Consider the following 24,374-nt stretch of genomic DNA (forward strand, 5'->3'; position numbering starts at 1 on the left):
TGTTTCATGCGCCGCCAGCCCGTCACCCGTCGTCGCACGCTCACCGCCCTGCTCGGCTCCGGCGCGCTCGCCCTCGCGGCCGGCACGGCCCTGGCGCAGCCGGCCTCCTCCGACCTCGTCGAGAAGGGCCGCTACCTCGCGACGGCCGGCGACTGCGTCGCCTGCCACACCGCGCCGGGCGGCAAGCCCTATGCGGGCGGCCTCTACATCAACTTCCCCGGCGGCATCGGCAAGCTCGCGACGCCGAACATCACCCCGGACAAGGAGACCGGCATCGGCAGCTGGAGCGACGACGACTTCAAGAAGGCCATGCACCAGGGCATCACGAAGAACGGCAGCTACCTCTACCCCGCCTTCCCGTTCCCCTGGTACACCCGCCTGTCCGACGAGGACGTGGCGGCGATCAAGGCCTATCTGTTCTCGCTCGAGCCGGTGAACGCGCCGCGCAAGCCCACCGACATCGCCTTCCCGTTCAGCATCCGCGAGGGTTTGCTCGCCTGGCGCCTCGCCTTCTTCACCGAGGGCCGATTCAAGCCCGACCCGAAAGCGAGCGACGAGGTCAATCGCGGAGCGTACCTGGTCGAGGGTCCGGGCCATTGCGGCGCCTGCCACAACGGCAGCAAGCTCGTCGGCGCCTCGCAGTGGAGCGGCTACCTCGAGGGCGGCACGATCGACGGGTGGTACGCCCCGAACCTCTCGGGCGACGACAAGGAGGGCCTCGGCAAGTGGAGCGAGGACCAGCTCACGACCTACCTCAAGACCGGCGCCGCCCCGGGCCGCGCCGGCGTCGTCGCCGGGCCGATGCGCCAGGTGATCGAGGAGAGCCTGAGCAAGATGACGGACGCGGATGTGCGCGCCATCGCGGTCTACCTCAAGACGCTGGCGCCCAAGCCCACCTACACGCCCGACGTAAAGTCCGACTTCAAGTCGGCCTCCGCGGCGCCGGGCGCCGACACCTACCTCAACCGCTGCGTCGCCTGCCACCGGCCGGACGGTCAGGGCCAGCCGGGCGCGATCCCGCCGCTCGCCGGCAACGGCGCGGTGCTGGCCAAGGGCCCGGAGACGGTGATCCGGGTGATCCTCGGCGGCCTCGACGCCAAGGGCGAGTACGCGGCGATGCCGGCGGTCGGCGTCGGCATGACCGATTCGGAGATCGCCAACGTCACGAACTACGTCCGCCAGACCTTCGGCAACCAGGCCCCGCCGACCGCCGAGCCCGGCCAGGTGGCGACGTTGCGCAAGGAGACCCAGACGATGCTCGCCGGCAACGCCCCCTGCGAGACCGTCTCGAACCCGACGCTCGCCGAGGCGCTGAAGACCGCGGATGCGTCGGGCCAGCTCAAGGACCTGAAGGCCGAGCAGATGCTGCCCCGCGTCGCCACCCTGCTGCCGGCGGTGCGCCAGGCCGCGCCGCAGGCGAGTTCGGCCGACCTCGTCAACGGGCTGACCGCCACCTTCTGCCAGGTCGCCGACCACGACAAGACCGGTCTCGACTGGCCGACGACGATCGGCAGCTTCTCGGGCGTGGTCTACGGGCAGCTGAAGAGCCCGAGCCGGGCTGAGAAATAGGCGTGGGTGCTGTCGGGGGACGGGTCTTTTCCGTCCCCCCGCCTGCATCGCCGGTCCGTAAGTATCAAATATTCGGATGGACGCGCGAAATCTAATAGCGCGGGATCCCCTCTCCCGTGTGGGAGAGGGGTAGGGGTGAGGGTGCTACGGTTCCGCAGAAAACTCCGGCCGTGCCGCTACCAGCACGAAAATCTCCGCTTTACACTGAAGCGTGTCGCCCTCACCCCCGGCCCCTCTCCCACACGGGAGAGGGGAGAAGCGCCTGACCTTTATTGCCTGTAGCCGAGTAGAACCGCAGGAGATCTTCGCCCCGTGTGCGGCGCACCGTTTCCGAAACCCTGGCGCCGCAGCCACCCCGGTGATCACCCGCCGAGCCGCACCGCCACCTCGTTGCGCCGCAGGAAGGGCAGCGCGAAGGGTGGGTCGTATCCCATGAAGAACGGCGGCGCGGCCGGAGACCGGCCGGCGGCCCGCAGCACCTCGGTCAGGATGCGCTCCTGCGCGGCCCGGGCCTCCAGCGTGATGCGGCCGGAGAAGCGGAGCGCCGCGATCCGCTCCAGCGGTACTTCGACGAGGCGCACGCCCGGCTCGGTCGGCTGCGGCGCGCCGGCCGGCGCGACGGCGTGCGGCAGGAAGAACCGCATCGTGCCGCCCGTCCCCTGCTCCACCGGCACCGTCATGGCGATGCGCTGTCCGCCGGCCTCGACCGGCGCAGTCATGGCGATGCGGTCGCCGGCCTGGTTCGCCCCGGTGATGTAGCGAAAGAGGCGCCCGAACGCCTCGCCGTCGCCCTGGCCGCGCGCATCGGTCTCGACCGCGAGCCGCGGTTCGTAGGCCCGGATCTCGACGCCGCAGTCGAGCCGCTCGACCACCGCGTAGCGGGGCTGGTCGTAGAACGCGCGGATCCCGAACACCCCGAGGAGAGATTCGATCAGCGTGACGGCGTAGTAGAGGATCTTGTCCATGTGATTTAGAGCGGGAGCGGGTGGTGGATCAGCACGACGGCGCGCCCGACATGGTCGTTGCCCGCGATCTCGCGGGTGATGAACTGCGCCACATCCGCCCGGGCGATCAGCCCGTTCTTCCACGAGGACGGCCGGTCGAGCACCTGGTAGCGCCCGGTCGCGGGCCCGCCGGTGAGCACGCCGGGGCGCACGAAAGTCCAGTCGAGCCCGCTCTGGCGGATCCGGATCTCCTGGGCATCCTTGTCGTCGTAGGCGCGGCCGAAGACGAGGCGGAACGGCAGGCGCTGCAGCGGGCCGATGGCCGCGCGGCTGTCGCCGGTGCCGAAGCCGGTGACCGCCACCAGCCGGCGCACCCGCGCCTTCTCCATCGCCGGCACGAGCACGTTGGTGGCATCCGAGAACAGCCGCACCGGCCCGAACAGGTCGCGGAACGGCACGCCGAGGGCCTGGACCACGGCATCGACGCCGTCGAGCGCGGCCGTGACGTCGGCGGTCGACAGGGCATCGCCGGGGAAGCGTTCGAGATTTGGATCGGACAGGTCGATCTTGTTCGCCGAGCGGGCGAAGGCCCGTACCCGGTGCCCTGCGGCGAGCGCCGCCTTGACCGTCTCCAGGCCGATGCCCTGGCTGGCGCCGATGACGAGGAGATGGGGCATGGATGCGTCCTGGGGGAGCGAGGAACTCGGTTGACCCTAGGAAGCGTTCGGGCGCGCGATGGTTGCTGGCACGGAGTCAGATTTCGGGCGCCTGCGACGACGCGGTGACCCTCGGTGTCATCCCGGGGCCGCGCAGCGGAACCCGGGATCCATAAACGCCGACATTTCAGAAGAAACCGGGCCGAACCGAGCTGGGCTCTGCATCGTCAGCGGTTATGGATCCCGGGTTCTCGTCTGCGGCGAGCCCCGGGATGACGACGGAGATCAACGAGAACGGCAGCTTGATCTGAAACAACAGAGTGGAGCCTGGATATCGATCAGTCCTGACCAATCGCCTGCCCGACTTCTCCAGCCGGGCAGGCATCACCCCCTCAGACCCGCGCTTCCTCGAAGGCCCGCACCCATTCGGCGCAGATGCCGGAGCGCACGATGTCGTCGAGGCCGAACTCGACGATCGGGATCGGCATCATCCGGCTCTTGACCAGATGGATCACCGTGCGCAGGCCCGAGGTCTCGCGCAGGTCAGTCTGCGAGACGTCGCCGTTGATGATGACCTGGGTGTCGTCGCCGATCCGGGTCAGGAACATCTTGATCTCGGCGGGGGTGGTGTTCTGGGCCTCGTCGAGGATCACCAGGCAGTTCTTGAAGGTGCGGCCGCGCATCACCTCGAAGGGCACGACCTCGATGTCGCCGGCCTTGACGGCGATCTCGAAGGCGCCCTCGCCCATGCGCTCCTTCATGGTCTCGGTGAGGGGGGCGACCCAGGGGGCGATCTTGTCCTCAAGGGTGCCGGGGAAGAAGCCGAGGGAGCGGCCGGAGGGCACGTTCGGCCGGGTGATCACCACCTTGGCGACGCGGCGCTGGCGCAGCTGGTCCGCGGCGCGGGTGCCGGCGATGTAGGTCTTGCCGGTGCCGGCGGGACCGAGGACGATGACTTGCGGGTGGGACCCGAGGGCTTCCAGATACTCGGCCTGACGGGCCGTCATCGGCTGGATCGGTGGCGGGTTGCGCTCTTCCTCGAAGCGCGTGCGATGCACGCGGATCGGGCGGTCGTCAACCAGTTCAAGTCGTGCGCGTCGTCTCTTCACGGATCAACACTCCCACTGGACTTGCGGTGCCGATATTGGTGTGCCCTCTCGTGTCCCTGATCTCCTGTGTTCTTGCGACGATTCAAAGCCTCGCGGGCCGCAACGGTTCCGGTCGGGGTTGACGCAGGCGGTGGACAAGTCCGCCTGTTTCATCCGACAAGGTAAGCATCCGATGATGAACGAGCAATTGTCGCGCCGCACCATGCCCCTGCGAAACCGGTCGGGACGCGGATGGGGCGACGGATTGTGATGAAAACCACACAGAGGTGGAGGGGGTGGGCGCGGAAGCGGTACGGGCGGCGGCGGGGTGGGCGATGAGGACGGGGTCGCCGGATGAGATCGCCACCTGATCGCCGCTCCCGGTTGGCCTGCGGACGGTGCCCGCGGGACCGCTTCAGCCCGGCTGGACGAAGCTGTCGAGGACCATCTTCCGGCCGGCCTTGTCGAAGTCAACGGTGAGCTTGTTGCCGTCGACGGCCGCCACCGAGCCCGGTCCGAATTTGGTGTGGAAGATGCGCGCGCCCGGCTCGAAGGCCGACGGCGTGATGGATTTCGCCACCAGCGTGCCCTCGATCTGCTGCGGCCCGCGCCGGCCGGGTGCACTGGTCCGCCCTCCCCCTCCGAACCGGTCCTGAGCGGCGGTCTGGGCCTGGGCCCGCTGCCAGCCGGGGGTGGCGTAGGACGAGCCGAAGGCCGGGGCCTGCCGGTCGAAGCGCGACGGCCCCTGCGAGAAGCTGGCCGGCGCGTCGAGCACCGCGACGCTCGCCTCGGGCAATTCGTCGATGAAGCGGCTCGGCACCGTCGAGGACCACAGGCCGTGGATGCGCCGGTTGACCGCGAAGGAGATCTTGGCGCGCTTGCGCGCCCGGGTCAGGCCGACATGGGCGAGGCGCCGTTCCTCCTCCAGGCCGGCCCGCCCGCTCTCGTCGAGGGCGCGCTGGTTCGGAATCAGGCCGTTCTCCCAGCCGGGCAGGAACACGGTGTCGAATTCCAGGCCCTTGGCCGCGTGGAGCGTCATCAGGCTCACCCGGTCGCCGCCCTCGGCCTCGTTGGCGTCCATCACGAGGGAGACGTGCTCGAGGAAGCCGGCGAGGTCCGGGAACTCCTCCATCGAGCGCACCAGCTCCTTCAGGTTCTCCAGCCGGCCGGCGGCGTCGGCGGTGCGCTCCTTCTGCCACATCTCGGTGTAGCCGGATTCCTCCAGGATCGTCTGCGCCACCTCGGTGTGCGGCTGGTCCTCCAGGAGCTTGGCCCAGCGGGAGAAGCTCTGGCACAGGGCGCGCACCGTGGAGCGGGGCTTGGGCTTCAGCTCCTCGGTCTCGCTCATCATGCGGGCGGCCTGGAGCAGCGGCACCTTGGCGCGGCGAGCCAGCCCGTGCAGGGCCTGGAGCGTCGCGTCCCCGAGGCCGCGCTTCGGCGTGTTGAAGATCCGCTCGAAGGCGAGGTCGTCGGAGCCGTTGGCGACGATGCGCAGGTAGGCGAGCGCGTCGCGGATCTCGGCCCGCTCGTAGAAGCGCGGGCCGCCAACCACCCGGTAGGGCAGGCCGAGCTGGACGAAGCGGTCCTCGATCTCGCGCATCTGGGCCGAGATGCGCACCAGCACGGCGATCTCGGAGAGCTTGTGGCCCTTGGCCTGCAGGCTCTCGATCTCCTCGCAGACGAGGCGCGCTTCTTCTTCCGAATCCCAGGCGCCGGTGACGGTGACCTTCTCGCCCTCCGGGCTGTCGGTGCGCAGGGTCTTGCCGAGGCGGCCCTCGTTATGGGCGATCAGCACGGAAGCCGCGGCCAGGATGTGACCGGTCGAGCGGTAATTGTTCTCCAGCCGCACCACCAGGGCGCCCGGAAAGTCGTGCTCGAACCGCAGGATGTTGTCGACCTCGGCGCCGCGCCAGCCGTAGATAGACTGGTCGTCGTCGCCGACGCAGGCGACGTTGCGGTGGCCCTGCGCGAGCAGGCGCAGCCAGAGGTACTGGGCGACGTTGGTGTCCTGGTACTCGTCGACCAGGATGTAGCGGAAGCGTTGCTGGTAATTGGTCAGCACGTCCGGATTCTCGCGCCACAGCCGCAGGCACAGCAGCAGCAGGTCGCCGAAATCGACGGCGTTGAGCGCCTTCAGGCGCTCCTGGTAGGCGGCGTAGAGCCCGCCCCCCTTGCCGAAGCCGAAGGCCGAGGCCTCGCCCGCCGGCACCTGCTCGGGGCCGAGGCCGCGATTCTTCCAGCCGTCGATCGTGCCGGCGAGGCTGCGGGCGGGCCAGCGCTTCTCGTCGAGATCGGCCGCGGCGATCACCTGCTTCAAAAGCCGCAGTTGGTCGTCGGTGCCGAGGATCGTGAAGTCGGAGCGCAGGCCGACCAGCTCGGCGTGGCGGCGCAGGATCTTGGTGCCGATGGCGTGGAAGGTGCCGAGCCACGGCATCCCCTCTCCGGCCGGGCCGATCAGGGTGCCGATGCGCTCCTTCATCTCCCGGGCGGCCTTGTTGGTGAAGGTCACCGCCAGGATGTCGAAGGGCCGGGCGCGCCCGGTCGAGATCAGGTGGGCGATGCGGGTCGTCAGCACCCGGGTCTTGCCGGTGCCGGCGCCGGCCAGCACCAGGACCGGCCCCTCCGTCGCCTCGACGGCGCGGCGCTGCTCGGGATTGAGCCCCGTGAGGTAGGAGGCGTCCTGCGGCACCACCGCGGCGCGGGCGCGGGCGGAGATCGAGGTGGGGGCAGTCCCGGCCGGGAAGTCGCGAGTCATGCCCGCATCACTGGACCAAAACGCGAACGGCGTCGAGGGTGGGGAGCGCATAGGTCTCGGGGGCGGGGCTGGAACCTTGCGAGGGCCCCGGCGTCGTTCCCGCAGCGACCACCCCGACAGGGAAAGGATTCCGATGCGCGCCCACGCCCTTCTCATCCTCGCGCTCGCCGCCGCACCGCTCCCGGTGCTGGCGCAGAACCAGGTGCCCGCCAACCGCTCCCAGCAGACCGTCGACGGGATCAACCGCTCGATCACCAACAGTGCCGAGACGCGGAGCATCCAGCAGCAGAACCGGTTCGAGACCAATCAGCTCCAGGGGCAGATCCGGAGCCAGCAGGCCGTGCCGCCGCCGCCCGCGCCGATCGTGGTTCCGCGGCGCTGACGCGCCACACTGTGGGTTCCACGGCGCTGACGCGCAAAGGATGGGTTTCGCGGCGCTGACGCGCCGCCTGGCCTCAGTGCCTGACCCGCGCCCCGGCGGCCGCGAAGGCGATCGCCTCTGGCCGCGGGTGGCTGCGGTCCGGGATGCCGATCACCCGACCGAGATCGTCGGGCCGCGGCAGCCGGGCATGCGAACCAAGCATGACCGAGAGGTTGGCCTGGATGTCCTCCGGGAACGGCGCCACGCGCCGCGTCATCGGGTCGACGTGGAGGGACAGGTTTTCGGAACTGGCGGCGACCCAGCCCTCGGTGGCGTGGCGGATCTCGGAATAGAAGTGGATCCGCTTCTCGTCGAAGCCGATGAGCTGCAGCGTCACCCGGACGCGATCGTCGAGGACCAGCTCGCGGCGGTAGCGCACGTGCACCTCGGCGGCGAAGGTCGTGCCGCGCCCGGTCTCCATGTAGTCGGGCCCGAGGCCGACCACGCCGAACGCCTCGTCCACCGCCCGGTCGAACAGGACGTGGTAGTAGGCCATGTTCAGGTGGCCGTTGTAATCGATCCAGCCCGGCTCGATCGCCATCGTGGACGACACGAACGGCGCGAAGAAGAAGACCGAAGCGGGACGGTCGTCAGCCATTGTGGGGCTCCCGGTGAGCGCAAGCGGGATGACAAGGGCGCCCTGGGACGTACCATGCCTCGGCAAAGGATGCATCCCCGGATGCGTTGCACCTTGGGGCAAGGTGCCCGCCCCGGAGCGCACTTCTCCGTGACCGGGCGCCCGGATATGCCGGCCGGGACACGGCTGCTAGAGTGGCCGGCAAAGGGCCGGTCCGTCCGGTCGCCAATCGTCCGGGAGACCGCCATGAACGCCCCAAGCCCTGTTCCCACCCGCGAGCGCCCGTCCCCGGAGACCGTCGACGCGGTCATCCGCGAGCTGACCGCGCAATTCGGCAACCGCGTCGTCACCTCGCAGGCGGTGCGCGAGCAGCATGCCAGCACCCTGACCTGGGTCGCCAACCAGCCGCCGGACGCGGTGGTCTACGCCGAGAGCACCGAGGACGTGCAGGCGGTGGTGCGCGTCTGCGCCGCCCACAGGATGCCGGTCGTCGCCTTCGGCACCGGCACCTCGCTCGAGGGCCACGTCAACGCGCCGTTCGGCGGCATCTCGATCGACATGAACGGGATGAACAAGGTGCTGGCGGTCCATGCCGAGGACCTCGACTGCGTGGTCCAGCCCGGCGTGACCCGCAAGGCGGTGAACGAGCACCTGCGCGACCAGGGCCTGTTCTTCCCGATCGATCCGGGCGCCGACGCCTCGCTCGGCGGCATGGCGGCGACGCGGGCCTCGGGCACCAACGCGGTGCGCTACGGCACGATGAAGGACAACGTCCTGTCGCTCACCGCGGTGATGCCGAACGGCGACGTCGTCCGCACCAGCCCGCGGGCGCGCAAGACCTCGGCGGGCTACGACCTGACGCGCCTCCTCGTCGGCTCCGAGGGCACCTTCGGCATCATCACCGAACTGACCCTCAAGCTCGCCGGCATCCCGGAGGCCATCTCCGCCGGCGTGTGCCCGTTCCCGAGCATCAAGGCCGCCTGCGACGCGGTCATCGTGACGATCCAGTCCGGCCTGCCGGTGGCGCGGATCGAGCTCCTCGACGAGGTCCAGGTCGCGGCCTGCAACGCCTACTCGAAGCTGACCCTGCCCGAGACACCGCTGCTGCTGGTCGAGTTCCACGGCACGGATGCCAGCGTGCGCGAGCAGGCCGAGCGCTTCGGCGAGATCGCGGCGGAGTTCGAGGGCGGGCCCTACGAGTGGGCGACGAAGCCCGAGGACCGCACCCGGCTGTGGCAGGCGCGCCACGACGTCTACTGGGCGGCGGTCGGCATGCGGCCGGGGGCCCGGGTCATCGCCACCGACGTCTGCGTGCCGATCTCGCGGTTGGCGGAATGCGTCGACGCGACGAAGCGCGACATCGTCGAGAGCGGCATCACCGCGCCGATCGCCGGCCATGTCGGCGACGGCAACTTCCACACCTCGCCGCTGGTGATGATGGACGATCCCGACGAGATCGCCCGGGTCACCGGCTTCATCGAGCGCTTGGTCGCCCGCGCCATCGCCATGGAGGGCACCTGCACCGGCGAGCACGGCATCGGCCAGAAGAAGATGCGCTTCATGGAGCTGGAGCACGGGCCGGAGGCGCTGAACCTGATGCGGACGCTCAAGCGGGCGATCGATCCGGACAACATCATGAATCCGGGGAAGGTCGTGGTGGTGTAGGCTGCACTCCTTCCACGATAAGATCGAGCTTGTAGGCGGACATTCGTCACAAGGCTCTCCCTTTCCCGGACGACTGAAACGAAGTGGAAGGAGATCCGGGATCCAGCGCAAAAGTCGCGAAGCGTCTTTATGTCTGCAACGGTGCAGCATACAGAGCCGCTTCGCGGCACTTCTTATGCTGGATCCCGGATCTCCTTCCGCTTCGCTTCAGTCGTCCAGGAAAGGGGCGAGTTGGATAAATTGATTTGTTTAGCTGTTGAGGTCGGCTGAGAGATCGCGCCAGTTGGGATTCATGGCCTCGATCAACGCGATCTTCCAGGTGCGACGCCACTTCTTCAGCGTGTATTCGCGGTGGCGGGCATCGACGATCAAATCATAGTGCTCATACCAGACCAGATGAGTCACGTCGTATCGTGTCGTAAAGCCGGACAGGTGACCTTGCTGATGCTCATAGATGCGCCGGCACAGATCCACCGTCGATCCGAGATAGAGCGTGCCGTTGCGACCGCTCGCCAGCATGTAGACGAAGGCCCCCTTCGCCATGCGCGCAATGCCCTTTCCCGGACAAGAGCAGCGTAAGCGGAAGGAGATTCGGGATCCAGCGCGAGAAGTGCCGCGAAGCGGCTCCATCTATCGGCACAACGCCGACACGGCCGCTTCGCATCCGAACCAACCCGAAAGAATGAACCCTACGGCAACACCACCACCTTCGTCCCCACCTTCACGCGATCGTACAGATCGATCACGTCCCGGTTGGTCATGCGGATGCAGCCCGAGGACACCGCCGCCCCGATCGTCTCCGGCTCGTTCGAGCCGTGGATGCGGTAGAGCGAGGAGCCGAGATAGAGCGCGCGCGCGCCGAGCGGGTTGTCGTTGCCGCCGGCCATGTAGCGCGGCAGGTCGGGGCGGCGCTTGATCATCTGCTCCGGCGGGCGCCAGGCCGGCCACTCCTTCTTCATGGTCACGGTCTTGGTGCCGGCCCAGGAGAAACCCTCGCGGCCGACGCCGACGCCGTACTGCACGGCCTCCTGATTCGGCAGGATGTAGTAGAGCCGGCGCTGGCTGGTCGAGATCACCACCGTGCCGGGCTTGTAGGGGCTGTTCCAGCCGATGGTCTGGCGCGGCACGCCCTGCTGGCGAAACACCGTCAGGAAGTCGGCGATCGGCCCGCGCTCGAGCAGGCTGATGGCATGGGCGGGCGCCGCGAGGCTCACGAGGGCGGCAACGGCCAGGAGTGGCTTCAACAGGCGCCGCGGCGCGGTCAGACGGGTCATGGTCCCCTCCCGTTCGAAAGACAGCGAACGGGTTGGCCGCCGGGCTGTGGCGAAAACAGGGCGGAAACAATCGCCGGGCGGCCCATGGTGCAAATGGGTCACAGGCCGCCCGACGGTAATCCCGCCTACTCTGCCGCCTGCCGGAGCGGCACGAAGCCGATCGGCTGGCGCTGCGGGCCCTCCTGCTTGAGGGTGCGCAGCATCGTCTCGTAATCCTGCTCCATCTCGGGCGTCACCGAGGCGCGGGTCTCGCGGAGCGCCGCGTCGAAATGCGCCTGCGTCACCCGCTCGCTCGCCAGGTTCTCGCGCAGCGCCATCAGGCCGGCCCGGCGGGTCAGGTCCTCGAGGTCGGCACCGGTGAAGCGGGTCGTGCGCTCGGCGAGCCCGTCGAGGTCGACGTCGTCGGAAAGCGGCATGGCGCGGGTGTGGATGCCAAGGATGTGGCGCCGCCCGGCGATGCCCGGCACCGGCACGTAGACCAGCTCGTCGAAGCGGCCGGGGCGCAGCAAGGCCGGATCGACGAGGTTCGGCCGGTTGGTGGCGGCCATCACCACCACGCCCTGCAACTCCTCCAGGCCGTCCATCTCGGCGAGGATGGTGTTGACCACCCGCTCGGTCACCGCGGGCTCGCCAAGGCCGCCGCCGCGGACGGGGGCGAGCGAATCGACCTCGTCGATGAAGATGACCGTCGGGGCGACCTGGCGGGCGCGGGCGAACAGGCGCGAGACCTGCTGCTCGGATTCGCCGTACCATTTCGAGAGCAGGTCGGAGGACTTCGTCGCGACGAAGTTCGCCTGCGCCTCCCGGGCCACCGCCTTGGCGAGCAGGGTCTTGCCGGTGCCGGGAGGGCCGAACAGCAGGAAACCCTTGGCCGGGCGGATGCCGATGCGGCGGAACGCCTCCGGGTTGCGCAAGGGCAGCTCCACACCCTCGCGCAGCTTGGTCTGGACGTCGCCGAGGCCCCCGACATCGTCCCAGGTGACGTTCGGGACCTGAATCATGATCTCGCGGAGCGCCGAGGGCTGGACGCGCTTGAGGGCGTTCAGGAAATCCTCGCGGCAGACCTGGAGCTGCTCCAGGATCTCGTGCGGGATGCCTTCCTTCAGGTTGATCTGCGGCAGGACGCGGCGGAGCGCGTCCATCGCCGCCTCGCGGGCGAGCGCCGAGAGGTCGGCGCCGACGAAGCCGTAGGTGGTGCGCGCGATCTCGTCGAGATCGACGTTGTCGCCGAGGGGCATGCCGCGGGTGTGGATGGTCAGGACCTCGCGCCGGCCGGGCTCGTCGGGCACGCCGATGATGATCTCGCGGTCGAAGCGGCCGGGCCGGCGCAGGGCCTCGTCGATGGCGTCGCGCCGGTTGGTGGCGCCGATCACCACGATGTTCTGACGCGGCTCGAGACCGTCCATCAGGGTCAGCAGCTGCGCCACGATGCGCCGCTCGACCTCGCCGCGGACCTCCTCTCGCTTCGGGGCGATCGAGTCGATCTCGTCGATGAAGATGATGGCGGGCGCGTTGCGCTGGGCCTCGGAGAAGATCTGGCGCAGGCGCTGCTCGGATTCGCCGTACTGGCTGCCCATGATCTCCGGGCCGGCGATGTGGAAGAACTGCGCCTCGGTCTCGTTCGCCACGGCGCGGGCGAGCAGCGTCTTGCCGGTGCCGGGAGGCCCGTAGAGCAGCACGCCCTTCGGCGGGTCGATGCCGAGGCGCTGGAACAGTTCGGGATGGCGCAGAGGCAGCTCCACCATCTCCCGCACCTGGTCGACGGTGTTCCCCAAGCCGCCGATGTCGTCGTAGGTGACGTCGGCGCGCCGCACCTCCTTCGGCTCTTCGTAGAGCGGGCGCAGCTCGACCTCGGTCTCGGCGGTGACCTGGACGATGCCGCGGGCCGGCTGGGTCGAGACCACGACGAGGCGGATCTCCTGCAGGCCGTAGGCCGGCAGGCTGAACATCTGGCGCAATTCCTCCGGCACCTCCTCGCGCTTGAAGCGCGAGGGCACCGAGGTCGAGATCACGTCGCCGGCGACCAGCGGCCGGCGGTAGAAGGTGCGGCGCAGGGCCTCGCCCGAGCCCTGCAGGCGCAGGTTCTTCTGGGCCGGCGCCAGCACCACCCGGGTCGCCGGGCGCACCTCGGCCTTGCGGATCTCGACATGGTCGCCGGAGCCGACGCCGGCATTGACGCGCTGGAGGCCGTCGAGGCGGATGATGCTCAGGCCCTCGTCCTCCTGGCCGAGCGCGATGGCCAGTGCGGTGGTGTGGCGCTTGCCGACGATCTCGATCGGCTGGCCCTCCTGCAGGCCGAGGCTCTGGAGCACGGCCGCGCCGACCCGGGCGACGCCACGGCCCACATCCTCGGCCCGCGCGTTCGCGACCTGCGCCCTCACGCCGCCTGCTTCGTCCGCCATCGGAGTGACCTCGCTCCTCGGGGCCGGGACGCGAAGCCCCGCCGCGGGCGGCCGCGCCGCCTCCCCTGCCGCAACACCGGCGCCGCCCGACGAGCGGGGGCGCATCGGCGGGAGAACGCCGTCTTCCTCGAAATGTTGCGGCGCGGGTTAGGCCTTGGATCTCAGGCCTTGAGGGTCAGGGTGCCGAGATCGCCCATTCCCCCCTCGGGCAGGAGGCCGCGCAGGGTCGCGGTGAGGGCGTAGCCGGCGGCCGTGCGCTCGATCTCGTAGAGGTGGTAGCCGGCGCAGTGCTTGAGCGCGCCGCCGCGGGCCGAGGCCGAGGGCGCGCCGATCACCGGCACGCGCCGCCCGCCCGGCGCCATCAGGAAGGCGACCGAGCCGACATGGTTGTGGCCGTGCAGCACGAGGTCGGCGCCGACCCGGCCGATCATCGCCTCGAAGGCGTGGGCGTCGGTGAGGTTGCGCCCCGCCTTGGCGCCGCCGACATGGGGTGGGTGGTGGATCATCACCACCCGGCACGGCCGCTCGGGCTCGGCGGCGAGATCCGACAGCAGCCTTTCGGCGGCCCGGATCTGCTCGGAGCCGAGGCGCCCGCTCGCCACGAAGGGCGCGGTCGGGATCGCCGAGGACAGGCCGACGAGGGCGAGCGGTCCGCGCCGGCGCAGGTAGGGAAACACCTTGTCGCGGCCGGCATCGTCCCGGGTCCAGGGCCCGACGGCGTCGAGGAGGCCTTTGAGCGAGCCGCGCACGTAGGCGTCATGGTTGCCGGGCACGAAGCTGACGAAGCCGGGCTCTCCCAAGCCCTCCATGAAGACGCGGGCGGTCTCCCACTCGCTCGGCAGGCCGATGTTGCAGAGGTCGCCCGTGCAGGCGATGTGGTCGGGCGCGCTGGCGCGCAGGTCGGAGACCAGCGCGGCCAGGATCTCCATGTCGTGGGTGAGCTTGCGACCGCGGCTCCAGTTGACCCAGCCGGTGGCGCGCTTGCTCATCAGCTGGCGCAGGCGCGGGCGGGGCAAGGGCCCGACATGCGGATCGGTGAGATGGGCGAGGCGGAACGTCATCAAGGGCAGGAACGCATGAGATCGGATCATGTCCATCGCGCCGGGGTCGCGCACGGTTCTCCCTAAAGCATTTTCCGACGACGTGGACACCGGTTCGTCGCAGAAAATGCGGCAGAATCAACGACCTAGAGCACTGCCTGATGGAAACGCGATCGGGCGGTGCTCCAGCAGCGGACCGGGCCGTCACGCATCCCCTTCGGCCCCACGATCCCCTTGGGCCTCGTGACACACGACGCAGAGCTTGTTGCCGTCGAGATCGCGGAAATAGGCGCCGTAATAGTCCGGGTGATAATGCGATCGCAGCCCGGGCGGACCCTCGCAGGTGCCGCCCGCCGCCAGCGCCAGGGCGTGGCAGCGGTCGACGCTCGCCCGCGAGCGGGCAGTCAGCGCCGTCATGAGCCCGTTGCCCGGATTCGGGGCCTCGCCGTTCCACGGCCGGCCGACGATCACGAGGGGCCGGTCGGCGTCCCGCGGCATCCAGCCGGCCCAGCCGTTCTCCGGCTCGTGGAAGCGGAGCCTGAGGCCCAGCTCCTCGAACAGGGCGGCGTAGAACCGAACGGCGCGCGCGAGGTCGGCGGTGCCGAGGCAGACATGCGAGATGACGCTCATGCGGGATGACGCTCCTGGCCGTCGGACCGCTTCCTCGAACGTTGTGGCGGGTGTCAGATCCCGGCGTACATCCGCCCCGGATTGAACAGGCCGGCGGGGTCGTGCGCGGCTTTGAGGCCGGCGGTGATCCGCATCAGGGGCTCGGACAGGGGCTCGAAGACCGGCACCGCCGCCCGCACGGCCTCGGGTGCCCGCACCAGCGTCGCGTGGCCGGCGCCGCCGAGGGCCGCCCGCACGTCGGCCGCGCCCGCATCACCCGTCGCGGACGTCGCGAGCCAGACGAGGCCGCCGCCCCAATCGTAGAACCAGCGCGCCGGCCGGGCCGCCGCGATCGCGGCCGCGACGGCGGGGCCGCGGTTCGGCGCGGTCGAGACGCGCCACACCGCCTCGTCGCCGCCGGCAAACGCCAGGACGTCGCGCACCGCGCGCCACAGGGTCGAAGCGGGCTCGCCCTCCAGCGTGTCCGGCTTGCCCACGCGGCGCAGCAGGCGGGTCAGCTCGCCGAGGCGGTAGTCGACCGAAGCCGAGAAGCCCTCGATGCGCAGCAGCGTGCGGGCGGGGCCGTCGATCCCCTCCGGCAGGTGGGCCGCGCCGGTGATCTCGAACGGCGAGCCGAGGGCGAGGCTCATCGCCTCGACGGCGCGGGCATCGTCGAGGCCGGCCAGCACCAGGGTGGCGGTGCGCTCGGGCACCGGGAGCACCTTGAAGGTGACCTCGGTGAGGAAGCCCAGCGTGCCCCAGGAGCCGGCCATCAGCTTCACGAGGTCGAGCCCGGTGACGTTCTTCATCACCCGGCCGCCGGACTTCACCGCCTCGCCGCGCCCGTTGATGAAGCGCACGCCGATCAGGCTGTCGCGGGCGGCCCCGCCGGCGATCCGCCGCGGGCCCGAGATGTTGCCGGCGGCCACCGCCCCGATCGTCGGCGCGCCGGAGGTGCCCAGCAGCGCGCGGTGGTCCATCGGCTCGAAGGGCAGCATCTGGCCGCCCTCCGCCAGCCGCGCCTCGACCTCGGCGAGCGGCGTGCCGGAGAGCGCCGCGATGACGAGCTCGGCCGGCTCGTGGAGGGTGATGCCGGTGAGGCCGGCCGCCGAGAGCGTGGCCTCGTCCTGCGCCGGCCGGCCGATCCCCGCCCGGGTGCCGCCGCCGACGAGCCGCAGCCGCTCGCGCCGCGCCGCCACCTCACCGATCAGGGTGGCGGCCTCGGCCTCGCTTCCGGGCTGGTAGATGCGCATCGCGGGCTCGCTCGGGCAGGGGCCGCGCCGGATGCGCGGGGATCGGGGCGCGGATCATTGCGGGCAACCGGGGCGGGTTGCAAGCGGGGGCGATGGCGTGAGGTCAGGTTGAGGCGGCTCTGTACAAGCCCCTACCCCGCCGGCACGACCCGGCCGAACCGCGCCAGTACCGCCGCCCGCAGGCCCGCGATGTCGAAGCACCAGACGAGCGCGCCGTAGACGAGGCCGCCGGTGACGATACAGGCCGGCAGGGCGAGCCAGGGCGAGAGCCCGCGCAAGGGAAGGATCGCCACCGTCATCGCCCCGGTGGCGAGGACAACCGCGAGCGGACCGCGCCAGGACATCCGCAGGCGCCCCGATCCGGTGAGTGCGCGGAAGCCGAGGAACAGCATGGCGGCGAGAAAGCCCAGCGACTGCGCGGCGGCGATGCCGTGGGGGCCGTAGGGCCCGGCAAGCGCGAGCGCCGCCACGAGGTTGACGACGGCCCCGATTCCCCCCGCGGCGACGAGGGGCAGGGTGCGGCGGCGGATCTGGAAGATCGGGTTGAGGGCGAAGTTCATCAGTGCCAGGGCCAGCAGACCCGGCAGCAGCAGCAGCGTGTAGGTCACGAAGTGCCCCCGGAAGGCTTCGGGCACCACGATCGCCTCGAGCGCCGGGGCCAACGCCCAGAATCCGGCGGCGCTCGGCAGAATCAGCGCCAGGACCACGGCGCCGTTGCGGGCGACCTGCTCCTCGCCGGCCTCGTGGCCGTGGGTCTCGGCCGCCAGCACGGCGATCTGGAACAGCAGGAGGTCGAGGGCGGCGCCGAGCGTGCTGAAGATCCGCCCGCCGATATCCGCGGCGAGCGAGAAGTAGCCCGCCTCGGCGAAGCCCGCCGCCCCCGCGACCGCCCAGCGGTTGGCGAAGGGCATCAGCTGGTAGACGAGGTTGGCGGCGACGATCGGCAGGCCGTAGCCCATGAACAGCCGGAGCGAGTCCCGGCGTTGCGCCGTCTCGTGGGCGATCGGCGGGTCCGCGAAGGCGCGCCGGACGAGGAGCGCGGCGAGGAACTGGCTTAAGCCCCCGGCGAGCATCACCGCGGCGGCGTCCGCGGTCGCCCAGGCGGTGCCGACCATCAGCGGCAGGGTCAGGGCGTTCTTGGCGAGAACCAGGCGCAGGTAGAGCCCGCCGACGAAGCGGGCCCGGGCGAGCGCCGCCGCGTAGTCGAACAGGCCGAGGCCGATCGCGGCCGCCGCCGCGGCCGAGGCGAGGAGCGCCGGATCGCCGAAGACCGGCCGCCCGGCCAGCGCGAGGAGCGCCACGCCGAGGAGCCCGACGACGGTCGCGAGATAGGCGCGGTCGAGCATCCCGCGGATCCACGGCTCGGCCTGCCGCACGCGCTCGGAGTAGAACCGGGTCGCCGAGAGCCGCAGCCACTCGAACAGCAGCGTGTTGAGCGCCACCGCCCCGGCGGTGCCGAGGGCGAAACGGCCGAAATCCGCCGGCCCCAGGATCTGCGCGATGAGCAGACCGAGGGCCAGGTTCATGACCGCGTTGACCACGAAGGCCGCGATGACCGCCATTGGGTGAAGTGCTCGTTCGGGGGGCGCGTGAGTGGTGTGAGTCAGGAGAATTTGCTGAGAAAACGGTCTGAATATGAAGCAGGCCTCCCCACTCCCGTGTGGGAGAGGGGATCCCGCGTTTCGTCCTGCAACGGCCGGGAGCCCTACCCCACCGCCCGCGCACGCTGCGCCATCTGCCCCTCCTGTCCGGCCACCTCCCGGTACACCCTCTCGAGCCCGTCGAGGTGGCGCTCCAGGGTCAGGGGATCGGCCCAGAACAGGTCGTAGGCGCTCCGCCCCATCCGCAGCGCCGTCGCGTCGTTGGCGAGATGCCCCATGGCCTCGGCGAGCGAGCGCGGATCGTTCGAGCGGAACCACAGCCCGCTCTCGCCGTGGCGCACCGCCTCGCGGCCGGCGCAGACATCGCTGACGAGGACCGGGGTGCCGAGCGCCAGCGATTCCAGTACCGTGAGAGGCTGGCCCTCGTACCAGACCGACGGGAAGACCAGGGCGCGGGCCCCGCGCAGGACCGCCTTCACCTGATCGGGGCTCTGCCAGCCGAGGAAGTGAGCCTCGGGATAGCGCGCTTCCAGTTCCGCCCGGGCCGGTCCGTCGCCGGCGAAGACCGCCCGCGCGCCGGCGAGCCGCGCCGCCTCGGCGAAGATCCCCGGACCCTTCTCGGGCGAGATCCGGCCGACGAATACGAAGTCGCCGGGCGGGCCTTCGCGGTAGCCCAGCGGCGCGACGTCGACCGGGTTCGGCACGTCGTAGTAGCGCATCGCCTCGGGCAGGTACGGCGCCAGCACCTCCCGCTGCAGCCGGCTGATGGTGATCATCGCGTCGATGCCCTCGACGAGGCCGGTGCGGCGCATCAGGGCGTGACGGGCGACGCGCATCAGCTTGCGCGGATAGGTGCGCGAGTCGCAATTATGCGTCAGGCAGGCCGGCCCGTTCGGAATCCGGTGGCAGGCGGCGGCGACCGGGTAGTCGTAGAAGCCGCCATTCGGGCAGGCGAGGTAGTATTCGTGCGCGGTGTAGATCACCGGCGCCGGCGTGTCCCGCAGCACCGGCCCGATCGAGGGCGAGAGGGCCTTCGCCCAGGCATGGACGTGGACCACGGTGTCGCGCGGGTCGGACTCGGCGATGATGGCGCGAAGCTCGGCCGCGGCGGGCCCGTTCCACAGCCATTGCACGCCGAAGCGCGCCAGCGAGCGCGCCTGCGTCACGTCGGTCTGGCCCAGCAGCACCGTGCGGACCCCGGCCTCGGCCAGGCGCGGATCGGCCGGGCCGACGGCGGCGAACAGCACCACCTCGTGGCCGCGGCGGGCGAGCCCGATCGCGCTCTCGAGGGAGACCTTGGCCTGACCGCCATTGATGTAGGCGTGGTCGGCGACGAGGACGATTCTCACTCTCTCGCTCCTCGGAGCCGGGCGGAACCCTCGTGCAGCATCGGTCGGGCTCCCTTCGGGCGGGACGGATCAGGGTCCGACGATGGGTCCGACCCCTTAGGAAACGCCTAAGCGCCTCGGCGCCGCCGGCCTTGCGCGGCTCCCCTCCCCGGGCCATTCGGCTTAAGACCATGCGCTCCCCCTCCTCCCCCGCCTCCGCGATCCTGCTCGCTGCCCTCGGCATCGGGCTCCTCTCGCTGATGGACGCCACCATCAAGGGCCTGTCGGACCGTTACGGCGTCACCGGCATCGCCTTCTCGCGCTACCTCGTCGGCACCCTCGTCATGGCGGGCGTGCTCGCGGCCTTGCGCCCCGGCTGGCCCTCGGCCGAGACCTGGCGCGCCAACGGCCTCCGCGCGGTGCTGGTGGTGGCGACCGCGCTCTGCTTCTTCCACGGCCTGTCGGTGCTGCCGCTCGCCGAGGCGCTGGCGCTCTCGTTCCTGAGCCCGATCTTCATCGCGCTGTTCGCCGCCCTGCTCCTGCGCGAGCGGGTGCGGCCGCCGGTCTGGGCCGGGCTCGTCGTGGGCTTTGCCGGGGTCGGGATCGTGGTCGTGGGACAGGTCGGGACGGAGGCGCCCCGGGCAGCGGGCTCCGCCTGGGGCATCGCGGCGATCCTCGCCTCGGCGCTGACCTACGCGCTCTCGATGGTGCTCCTGCGCGCCCGGGCCCGGCACGACCCGGTGGTGACCATCGTGGCGATCCAGAATGCCGGCCCGGCCGCGATGCTGGCCGCGCCGGCGGCCTGGACCTGGAGCCCGGTCGCCGCGCCCGACTGGGCGCTCCTCGTCCTCGTCGGCGTGCTCGGCGTCGCCGGCCACCTCGTGCTGAGCCGCGCCTATGCCAGGGCCGAGGCCTCGCGCCTCGCCGCAATGGAATACACCGCCCTCCTCTGGGCCATCGGCCTCGGCTACGTCGCCTTCGGGGAGGTGCCGGGGGTGGCGACGCTGGCCGGGGCGGGGCTGATCCTCGCCGGATCGGCGCTGGCGGCGCGGCGGTGAAGGGCGGTCAGAACCACCCCTTCAGCTTGAAATACACAGCCGGAATCAGCGCGCTCAGCCCGATCACCGCGAGTCCGAACGGATAGCCGAAGGTCCAATCCAGCTCCGGCATGTGCTTGAAATTCATGCCGTAGACCGAAGCCATCAGGGTCGGCGGAATGCCGATCACTGAGACGACCGTGAGCACCCGGAAGGTGTTGTTCTGCTCCATGTTGATGAGGCCGAGGGTGGCGTCGAGCAGGAACTGCACCGTCTCGGACAGCCGCGTCTCGAACTCGTCGAGGGAGGCGACGTCGAGGCGCAGGCTCTCGAACCGGGCCTTCTCCTCGGGCTTCAGCCAGCCTTCCGCCTCGCCGGCGACGTAAGGCAGGATGCGGCCGAGGCCGAGCAGCGAGGCGCGGAGCTTCGCCAGCGCCTTGCCGCGCCGGCCGATGGCGCGCAGCAGCCGCCGCAGGGCGAGGTCGCGCCGTTTCGGCGCGGCCCCGTCGCGCCGGCCGTTGCCGTTGGCGCTGGTGTCGAAGGTGAAGATCCGGGTCGAGAGCGAATCGAGCTCGTCGCTCATCGTCTCCAGGGTATCGGCCAAGCGGTCGATCAACTCCTCGTGGAGCGCCAAGAAGGTCTCGACGCTGGAGGCCGGCCCGTCCCGCTCCGCCTGGCGCGCCTTGACCGTGTCGAAGGCGGCGAGCGGCTGGAACCGGACGGTGAGCAGCCGCTCCGGCGTCAGCACGAAGCCGAGGGGGCGCAAGGTCAGGTCGTCGTCGCGGAACGAGACCATCGGGGTGCTCAGATAGAACGCGTCCCTGCGCCGGTTCAGACGACGCGAGTTCTGCACCTCGCTCAAGGCCGCGCGGGGCGGCACCTTGAGCCCGGTCGCGGCCTCGGCGAGGGCCGTCTCGGCCTCGCTCGGATCGTTCAGGTCGAGCCAGGTGCCGTGGGCGGGCAGAGGCTGCGCCGCGCAGGCCTGGCCCTCGGCGACGACCCCCTCGGAGCCGTGCAGCGTGATCATGGAAGGATGGGCTCCTGCTCGACGGGTTCGCTGGTCCCTTGCCCGTCCGATTGTGCCGCGCGCGCCACACGCCAGCGCCTTGACTCGGATCCGCGGTCCGATTATCTCCCCACCAGCCTTAGCACTCACCTCACGAGAGTGCTAATGCCCCGGTGGGCAGGCGGCTTCGGCGCCAGCACCAACCGCAATGCGTTCTGCGAAGCAAGAGGGCAGCACATGCAATTCCGTCCGCTGCACGACCGTGTCGTCGTCCGTCGCATCGAGAGCGAGGAGAAGACCAAGGGCGGCATCATCATCCCGGATTCCGCCAAGGAGAAGCCGCAAGAGGGCGAGATCGTCGCCGTCGGCCCCGGCGCCCGCGACGAGTCCGGCAAGCTGAACCCGCTCGACGTCAAGGCCGGCGACCGCGTCCTGTTCGGCAAGTGGTCGGGCACCGAGGTCAAGATCGACGGCAAGGACCTCCTCATCATGAAGGAGTCCGACATCATGGGCGTGCTGGCTTAAACCGCCACCCCCTGATCGTCCTGCAAGACCATCCTGCGAGCCCGATGGCGGCGCCCTTCCCCGGGAGCTGACGCCGGACGGCTTTCCCCTGCAACACCGAGTCAAAGTGAGGAATCACCATGGCAGCGAAAGACGTTCGTTTCGCCTCCGACGCCCGCGAGAAGATGCTGCGCGGCGTGGACATCCTGGCGGATGCCGTGAAGGTCACGCTCGGCCCGAAGGGCCGCAACGTCGTGATCGAGAAGAGCTTCGGCGCGCCGCGGATCACCAAGGACGGCGTGACCGTCGCCAAGGAGATCGAGCTCGCCGACAAGTTCGAGAACATGGGCGCCCAGATGGTGCGCGAAGTGGCCTCGAAGACCAACGACATCGCGGGTGACGGCACCACCACCGCGACCGTGCTGGCCCAGGCGATCGTCCGCGAGGGCGCCAAGTACGTCGCCGCCGGCATGAACCCGATGGACCTGAAGCGCGGCATCGACCTCGCCACCCAGGCCGCCGTGAAGGACATCCAGAGCCGCGCCAAGAAGGTGTCGGCCTCGGAGGAGATCGCCCAGGTCGGCACGATCTCGGCCAACGGCGACAAGGACATCGGCGAGATGATCGCCCATGCCATGCAGAAGGTCGGCAACGAGGGCGTGATCACGGTCGAGGAGGCGAAGACCGCCGAGACCGAGCTCGACGTCGTCGAGGGCATGCAGTTCGACCGCGGCTACCTCTCCCCGTACTTCATCACGAATGCGGAGAAGATGATCGCCGAGCTCGAGGATCCCTACATCCTCATCCACGAGAAGAAGCTGTCGTCGCTCCAGGCGATGCTGCCGGTGCTCGAGGCCGTCGTCCAGACCGGCAAGCCGCTGCTGATCGTGGCTGAGGACATCGAGGGCGAGGCGCTCGCCACCCTCGTGGTCAACAAGCTGCGCGGCGGCCTGAAGGTCGCGGCCGTGAAGGCGCCGGGCTTCGGTGACCGTCGCAAGGCCATGCTCGAGGACATCGCGATCCTGACCCAGGGTCAGATGATCGCCGAGGACCTCGGCATCAAGCTCGAGAACGTGACCCTCCCGATGCTCGGCCGCGCCAAGCGCGTCCGCATCGAGAAGGAGAACACCACGATCATCGACGGCGCCGGCGAGAAGTCTGACATCGAGGCCCGCGTCCAGCAGATCAAGGCGCAGATCGAGGAGACCACCTCGGACTACGACCGCGAGAAGCTCCAGGAGCGCCTGGCCAAGCTCGCGGGCGGCGTCGCGGTGATCCGCGTCGGCGGCGCGACCGAGGTCGAGGTCAAGGAGAAGAAGGACCGCGTCGACGACGCCCTCCACGCCACCCGCGCGGCGGTCGAGGAAGGCATCGTTCCCGGCGGCGGCACCGCGCTCCTGCGTGCCAAGAAGGCCGTGGCCGCTCTCACGAGCGACAACGCCGACGTCCAGGCCGGCATCAAGATCGTCCTGAAGGCCCTTGAGGCCCCGATCCGCCAGATCGCCGGCAATGCCGGCGTCGAGGGCTCGATCGTGGTCGGCAAGATCAGCGACAAGGGCGACTCGGAGACCTACGGCTTCAACGCCCAGACCGAAGAGTACGTCGACATGATCCAGGCCGGCATCGTCGACCCGGCCAAGGTCGTGCGCACCGCCCTGCAGGACGCCGCTTCGGTGGCCGGCCTGCTGGTGACGACCGAGGCGATGGTCGCCGACGCCCCGAAGAAGGACAGCCCTGCTCCGGCGATGCCGGGCGGCGGCATGGGCGGCATGGACTTCTAAGTCCAGCCAACCAGTCTGAGAGACGGGAGGGGGTCGCCGCGAGGCGGCCCCTTTTCGCTTGTGCCGACTCACGACGCGCTTGCAGACGCAAGGCCTTTATCGCAAATTGTGACCATTGTGGTCACAAGAGGATGCGATGCGCGAAATCCAGCTTCGGGATGCCAAGGCAACCCTGTCCGCCGTCATCGACGACGCCGTCCGCGGCGAGCCGAGCGTCATCACCCGTCATGGCAGACCGGAGGCGGTCGTGCTCTCCTTCGCCGATTGGCAGCGGCTCTCGACGGTCCCGAACTTCGGCAGGCTTCTCGCATCGTCGGGGCTGCGGGACGGTGACCTGCCCGAGCGCGACCGGACCCCGCTGCGCGACTTCGACGTCTGATGTATCTGCTCGATACCAACATCCTGTCGCAGGGAGCGCCGACGAAGGAGTCGGATCTCGCCTTTGCCGACCTCGCCGACTGGCTGGAGGCTTCGGCGGATCACCTGTGGCTCTCGGTCGTGACGATCGCCGAGATCATGGCCGGGATCGAGCGATCGATGATCCGAGGTGAGCCTCGCAAGGCGGCACGGCTGCGAGCCTGGCTCGACGTCGTCGAACACCTTTACGGCCCCCGCATCCTACCGCTCGACCGTCACGCGGCCCGCCTGACCGGGATCCTCTCGGCCCGTGCGCAGATGCGTGGCGCCTCGCCGGGCTTCGCCGATGCCGCTATCGCGGCGACGGCCGAACTGCGCGGCTTACGCGTCGTGACGCGCAACGCGAAGGACTTCGCGCCGATGGGCGTCGCGTTCGTCAATCCGTACGAGGCTGGCGTGCCTCCGATCCCCGGCTGATCATGAGCGCCACTCCGGGATCCGGCGCTC

General features: G+C 70.1%; 22 protein-coding genes. 8 read left to right on the top strand and 14 right to left on the bottom strand.

What is annotated here, in order from left to right; all coding sequences use genetic code 11:
- Positions 1-6: 6 nt before the first annotated feature.
- Complete coding sequence (locus tag BM430_RS25375) at positions 7-1,569, top strand: cytochrome c (protein ID WP_093570024.1); 1,563 nt, start codon at positions 7-9, stop codon at positions 1,567-1,569.
- Between the two features lie 362 nt (positions 1,570-1,931).
- Here the strand turns inward: BM430_RS25375 and BM430_RS25380 are convergent, their stop codons facing one another.
- From BM430_RS25380 to BM430_RS25395, 4 genes are all read right to left on the bottom strand, one after another.
- The gene (locus tag BM430_RS25380) at positions 1,932-2,534 is read right to left on the bottom strand and encodes an SOUL family heme-binding protein (RefSeq protein WP_093570025.1); all 603 of its coding nucleotides are present in this window, start codon (positions 2,532-2,534) and stop codon (positions 1,932-1,934) included.
- A 5-nt stretch (positions 2,535-2,539) separates the two neighbouring features.
- Entirely contained in the window at positions 2,540-3,190 is a 651-nt protein-coding gene (locus BM430_RS25385; RefSeq protein WP_093570026.1) for an NAD(P)-dependent oxidoreductase, read from the bottom strand.
- A gap of 371 nt (positions 3,191-3,561) precedes the next feature.
- Entirely contained in the window at positions 3,562-4,278 is a 717-nt protein-coding gene (locus BM430_RS25390; protein WP_093570027.1) for a PhoH family protein, read from the bottom strand.
- 394 nt (positions 4,279-4,672) lie between these two features.
- Complete coding sequence (locus BM430_RS25395; RefSeq protein WP_093570028.1) at positions 4,673-7,012, bottom strand: ATP-dependent helicase; 2,340 nt, start codon at positions 7,010-7,012, stop codon at positions 4,673-4,675.
- A gap of 133 nt (positions 7,013-7,145) precedes the next feature.
- On the opposite strand from BM430_RS25395, the gene BM430_RS25400 reads away from it, so the two are divergent.
- Entirely contained in the window at positions 7,146-7,394 is a 249-nt protein-coding gene (locus BM430_RS25400) for a hypothetical protein (protein WP_093570029.1), read from the top strand.
- A gap of 73 nt (positions 7,395-7,467) precedes the next feature.
- Here the strand turns inward: BM430_RS25400 and BM430_RS25405 are convergent, their stop codons facing one another.
- On the bottom strand, positions 7,468-8,031 hold the full coding sequence (locus BM430_RS25405; RefSeq protein WP_093570030.1) for a thioesterase family protein: 564 nt from the start codon (positions 8,029-8,031) through the stop codon (positions 7,468-7,470).
- Between the two features lie 225 nt (positions 8,032-8,256).
- On the opposite strand from BM430_RS25405, the gene BM430_RS25410 reads away from it, so the two are divergent.
- Positions 8,257-9,675: an FAD-binding oxidoreductase gene (locus BM430_RS25410; protein WP_093570031.1), complete on the top strand. Its 1,419-nt coding sequence runs from the start codon at positions 8,257-8,259 to the stop codon at positions 9,673-9,675.
- A 249-nt stretch (positions 9,676-9,924) separates the two neighbouring features.
- Here BM430_RS25410 and BM430_RS25415 read toward each other — a convergent pair whose 3' ends face one another.
- From BM430_RS25415 to BM430_RS25450, 8 genes are all read right to left on the bottom strand, one after another.
- Entirely contained in the window at positions 9,925-10,218 is a 294-nt protein-coding gene (locus BM430_RS25415; protein WP_093570032.1) for a GIY-YIG nuclease family protein, read from the bottom strand.
- Positions 10,219-10,364: 146 nt separating this feature from the next.
- The gene (locus BM430_RS25420; protein ID WP_093570033.1) at positions 10,365-10,949 is read right to left on the bottom strand and encodes a L,D-transpeptidase; all 585 of its coding nucleotides are present in this window, start codon (positions 10,947-10,949) and stop codon (positions 10,365-10,367) included.
- A gap of 125 nt (positions 10,950-11,074) precedes the next feature.
- Complete coding sequence (locus BM430_RS25425; RefSeq protein WP_093570034.1) at positions 11,075-13,351, bottom strand: CDC48 family AAA ATPase; 2,277 nt, start codon at positions 13,349-13,351, stop codon at positions 11,075-11,077.
- A gap of 161 nt (positions 13,352-13,512) precedes the next feature.
- A complete protein-coding gene (locus tag BM430_RS25430) occupies positions 13,513-14,442 on the bottom strand; it encodes a metallophosphoesterase family protein (RefSeq protein ID WP_244539659.1) in 930 nt (309 codons plus the stop codon).
- Positions 14,443-14,595: 153 nt separating this feature from the next.
- A complete protein-coding gene (locus BM430_RS25435) occupies positions 14,596-15,021 on the bottom strand; it encodes a VOC family protein (protein WP_093570035.1) in 426 nt (141 codons plus the stop codon).
- 53 nt (positions 15,022-15,074) lie between these two features.
- Positions 15,075-16,253, bottom strand: coding sequence for an FAD-binding protein (locus tag BM430_RS25440; protein WP_093570036.1), 1,179 nt, complete (start codon positions 16,251-16,253; stop codon positions 15,075-15,077).
- A 131-nt stretch (positions 16,254-16,384) separates the two neighbouring features.
- A complete protein-coding gene (locus BM430_RS25445; RefSeq protein WP_093570037.1) occupies positions 16,385-17,815 on the bottom strand; it encodes a lipopolysaccharide biosynthesis protein in 1,431 nt (476 codons plus the stop codon).
- A gap of 143 nt (positions 17,816-17,958) precedes the next feature.
- Positions 17,959-19,203 (bottom strand): glycosyltransferase family 4 protein, encoded by a 1,245-nt coding sequence (locus BM430_RS25450; protein ID WP_093570038.1) that lies wholly within the window; start codon positions 19,201-19,203, stop codon positions 17,959-17,961.
- Positions 19,204-19,373: 170 nt separating this feature from the next.
- Here BM430_RS25450 and BM430_RS25455 point away from each other — a divergent pair, with 170 nt between their 5' ends.
- Entirely contained in the window at positions 19,374-20,240 is an 867-nt protein-coding gene (locus BM430_RS25455; RefSeq protein ID WP_093570039.1) for a DMT family transporter, read from the top strand.
- A 7-nt stretch (positions 20,241-20,247) separates the two neighbouring features.
- Here BM430_RS25455 and BM430_RS25460 read toward each other — a convergent pair whose 3' ends face one another.
- The gene (locus tag BM430_RS25460; protein ID WP_093570040.1) at positions 20,248-21,246 is read right to left on the bottom strand and encodes a magnesium transporter CorA family protein; all 999 of its coding nucleotides are present in this window, start codon (positions 21,244-21,246) and stop codon (positions 20,248-20,250) included.
- A 216-nt stretch (positions 21,247-21,462) separates the two neighbouring features.
- On the opposite strand from BM430_RS25460, the gene groES reads away from it, so the two are divergent.
- The 4 genes from groES to BM430_RS25480 all read left to right on the top strand — a co-directional run bounded on the left by groES (position 21,463) and on the right by BM430_RS25480 (position 24,344).
- Positions 21,463-21,750 carry a co-chaperone GroES gene (groES, locus tag BM430_RS25465; protein ID WP_060850025.1) on the top strand — a complete coding sequence of 96 codons (288 nt, stop codon included), beginning with the start codon at positions 21,463-21,465 and terminating at the stop codon, positions 21,748-21,750.
- 119 nt (positions 21,751-21,869) lie between these two features.
- The gene (gene groL / locus BM430_RS25470) at positions 21,870-23,510 is read left to right on the top strand and encodes a chaperonin GroEL (RefSeq protein WP_093570041.1); all 1,641 of its coding nucleotides are present in this window, start codon (positions 21,870-21,872) and stop codon (positions 23,508-23,510) included.
- A gap of 136 nt (positions 23,511-23,646) precedes the next feature.
- Entirely contained in the window at positions 23,647-23,889 is a 243-nt protein-coding gene (locus tag BM430_RS25475; protein WP_093570042.1) for a type II toxin-antitoxin system Phd/YefM family antitoxin, read from the top strand.
- Positions 23,889-24,344 (top strand): PIN domain-containing protein, encoded by a 456-nt coding sequence (locus tag BM430_RS25480; RefSeq protein ID WP_093570043.1) that lies wholly within the window; start codon positions 23,889-23,891, stop codon positions 24,342-24,344. Before BM430_RS25475 ends, BM430_RS25480 begins: the two co-directional genes overlap by 1 nt.
- The last annotated feature ends 30 nt before the right edge of the window (positions 24,345-24,374 follow it).

The organism is Methylobacterium sp. 174MFSha1.1 (assembly GCF_900116815.1).
Taxonomy (GTDB): Bacteria; Pseudomonadota; Alphaproteobacteria; order Rhizobiales; family Beijerinckiaceae; genus Methylobacterium.

Coding starts and splice junctions, on each gene's coding strand:
- BM430_RS25410 (WP_093570031.1), top strand. CDS start 8,257: ATGAACGCCCCAAGCCCTGTTCCCACCCGCGAGCGCCCGTCCCCGGAG.
- BM430_RS25375 (WP_093570024.1), top strand. CDS start 7: ATGCGCCGCCAGCCCGTCACCCGTCGTCGCACGCTCACCGCCCTGCTC.
- BM430_RS25405 (WP_093570030.1), bottom strand. CDS start 8,031: ATGGCTGACGACCGTCCCGCTTCGGTCTTCTTCTTCGCGCCGTTCGTG.
- groL (WP_093570041.1), top strand. CDS start 21,870: ATGGCAGCGAAAGACGTTCGTTTCGCCTCCGACGCCCGCGAGAAGATG.
- BM430_RS25435 (WP_093570035.1), bottom strand. CDS start 15,021: ATGAGCGTCATCTCGCATGTCTGCCTCGGCACCGCCGACCTCGCGCGC.
- BM430_RS25380 (WP_093570025.1), bottom strand. CDS start 2,534: ATGGACAAGATCCTCTACTACGCCGTCACGCTGATCGAATCTCTCCTC.
- groES (WP_060850025.1), top strand. CDS start 21,463: ATGCAATTCCGTCCGCTGCACGACCGTGTCGTCGTCCGTCGCATCGAG.
- BM430_RS25420 (WP_093570033.1), bottom strand. CDS start 10,949: ATGACCCGTCTGACCGCGCCGCGGCGCCTGTTGAAGCCACTCCTGGCC.
- BM430_RS25480 (WP_093570043.1), top strand. CDS start 23,889: ATGTATCTGCTCGATACCAACATCCTGTCGCAGGGAGCGCCGACGAAG.
- BM430_RS25475 (WP_093570042.1), top strand. CDS start 23,647: ATGCGCGAAATCCAGCTTCGGGATGCCAAGGCAACCCTGTCCGCCGTC.
- BM430_RS25445 (WP_093570037.1), bottom strand. CDS start 17,815: ATGGCGGTCATCGCGGCCTTCGTGGTCAACGCGGTCATGAACCTGGCC.
- BM430_RS25395 (WP_093570028.1), bottom strand. CDS start 7,012: ATGACTCGCGACTTCCCGGCCGGGACTGCCCCCACCTCGATCTCCGCC.
- BM430_RS25415 (WP_093570032.1), bottom strand. CDS start 10,218: ATGGCGAAGGGGGCCTTCGTCTACATGCTGGCGAGCGGTCGCAACGGC.
- BM430_RS25400 (WP_093570029.1), top strand. CDS start 7,146: ATGCGCGCCCACGCCCTTCTCATCCTCGCGCTCGCCGCCGCACCGCTC.
- BM430_RS25460 (WP_093570040.1), bottom strand. CDS start 21,246: ATGATCACGCTGCACGGCTCCGAGGGGGTCGTCGCCGAGGGCCAGGCC.
- BM430_RS25385 (WP_093570026.1), bottom strand. CDS start 3,190: ATGCCCCATCTCCTCGTCATCGGCGCCAGCCAGGGCATCGGCCTGGAG.
- BM430_RS25440 (WP_093570036.1), bottom strand. CDS start 16,253: ATGCGCATCTACCAGCCCGGAAGCGAGGCCGAGGCCGCCACCCTGATC.
- BM430_RS25430 (WP_244539659.1), bottom strand. CDS start 14,442: ATGATCCGATCTCATGCGTTCCTGCCCTTGATGACGTTCCGCCTCGCC.
- BM430_RS25425 (WP_093570034.1), bottom strand. CDS start 13,351: ATGGCGGACGAAGCAGGCGGCGTGAGGGCGCAGGTCGCGAACGCGCGG.
- BM430_RS25455 (WP_093570039.1), top strand. CDS start 19,374: ATGCGCTCCCCCTCCTCCCCCGCCTCCGCGATCCTGCTCGCTGCCCTC.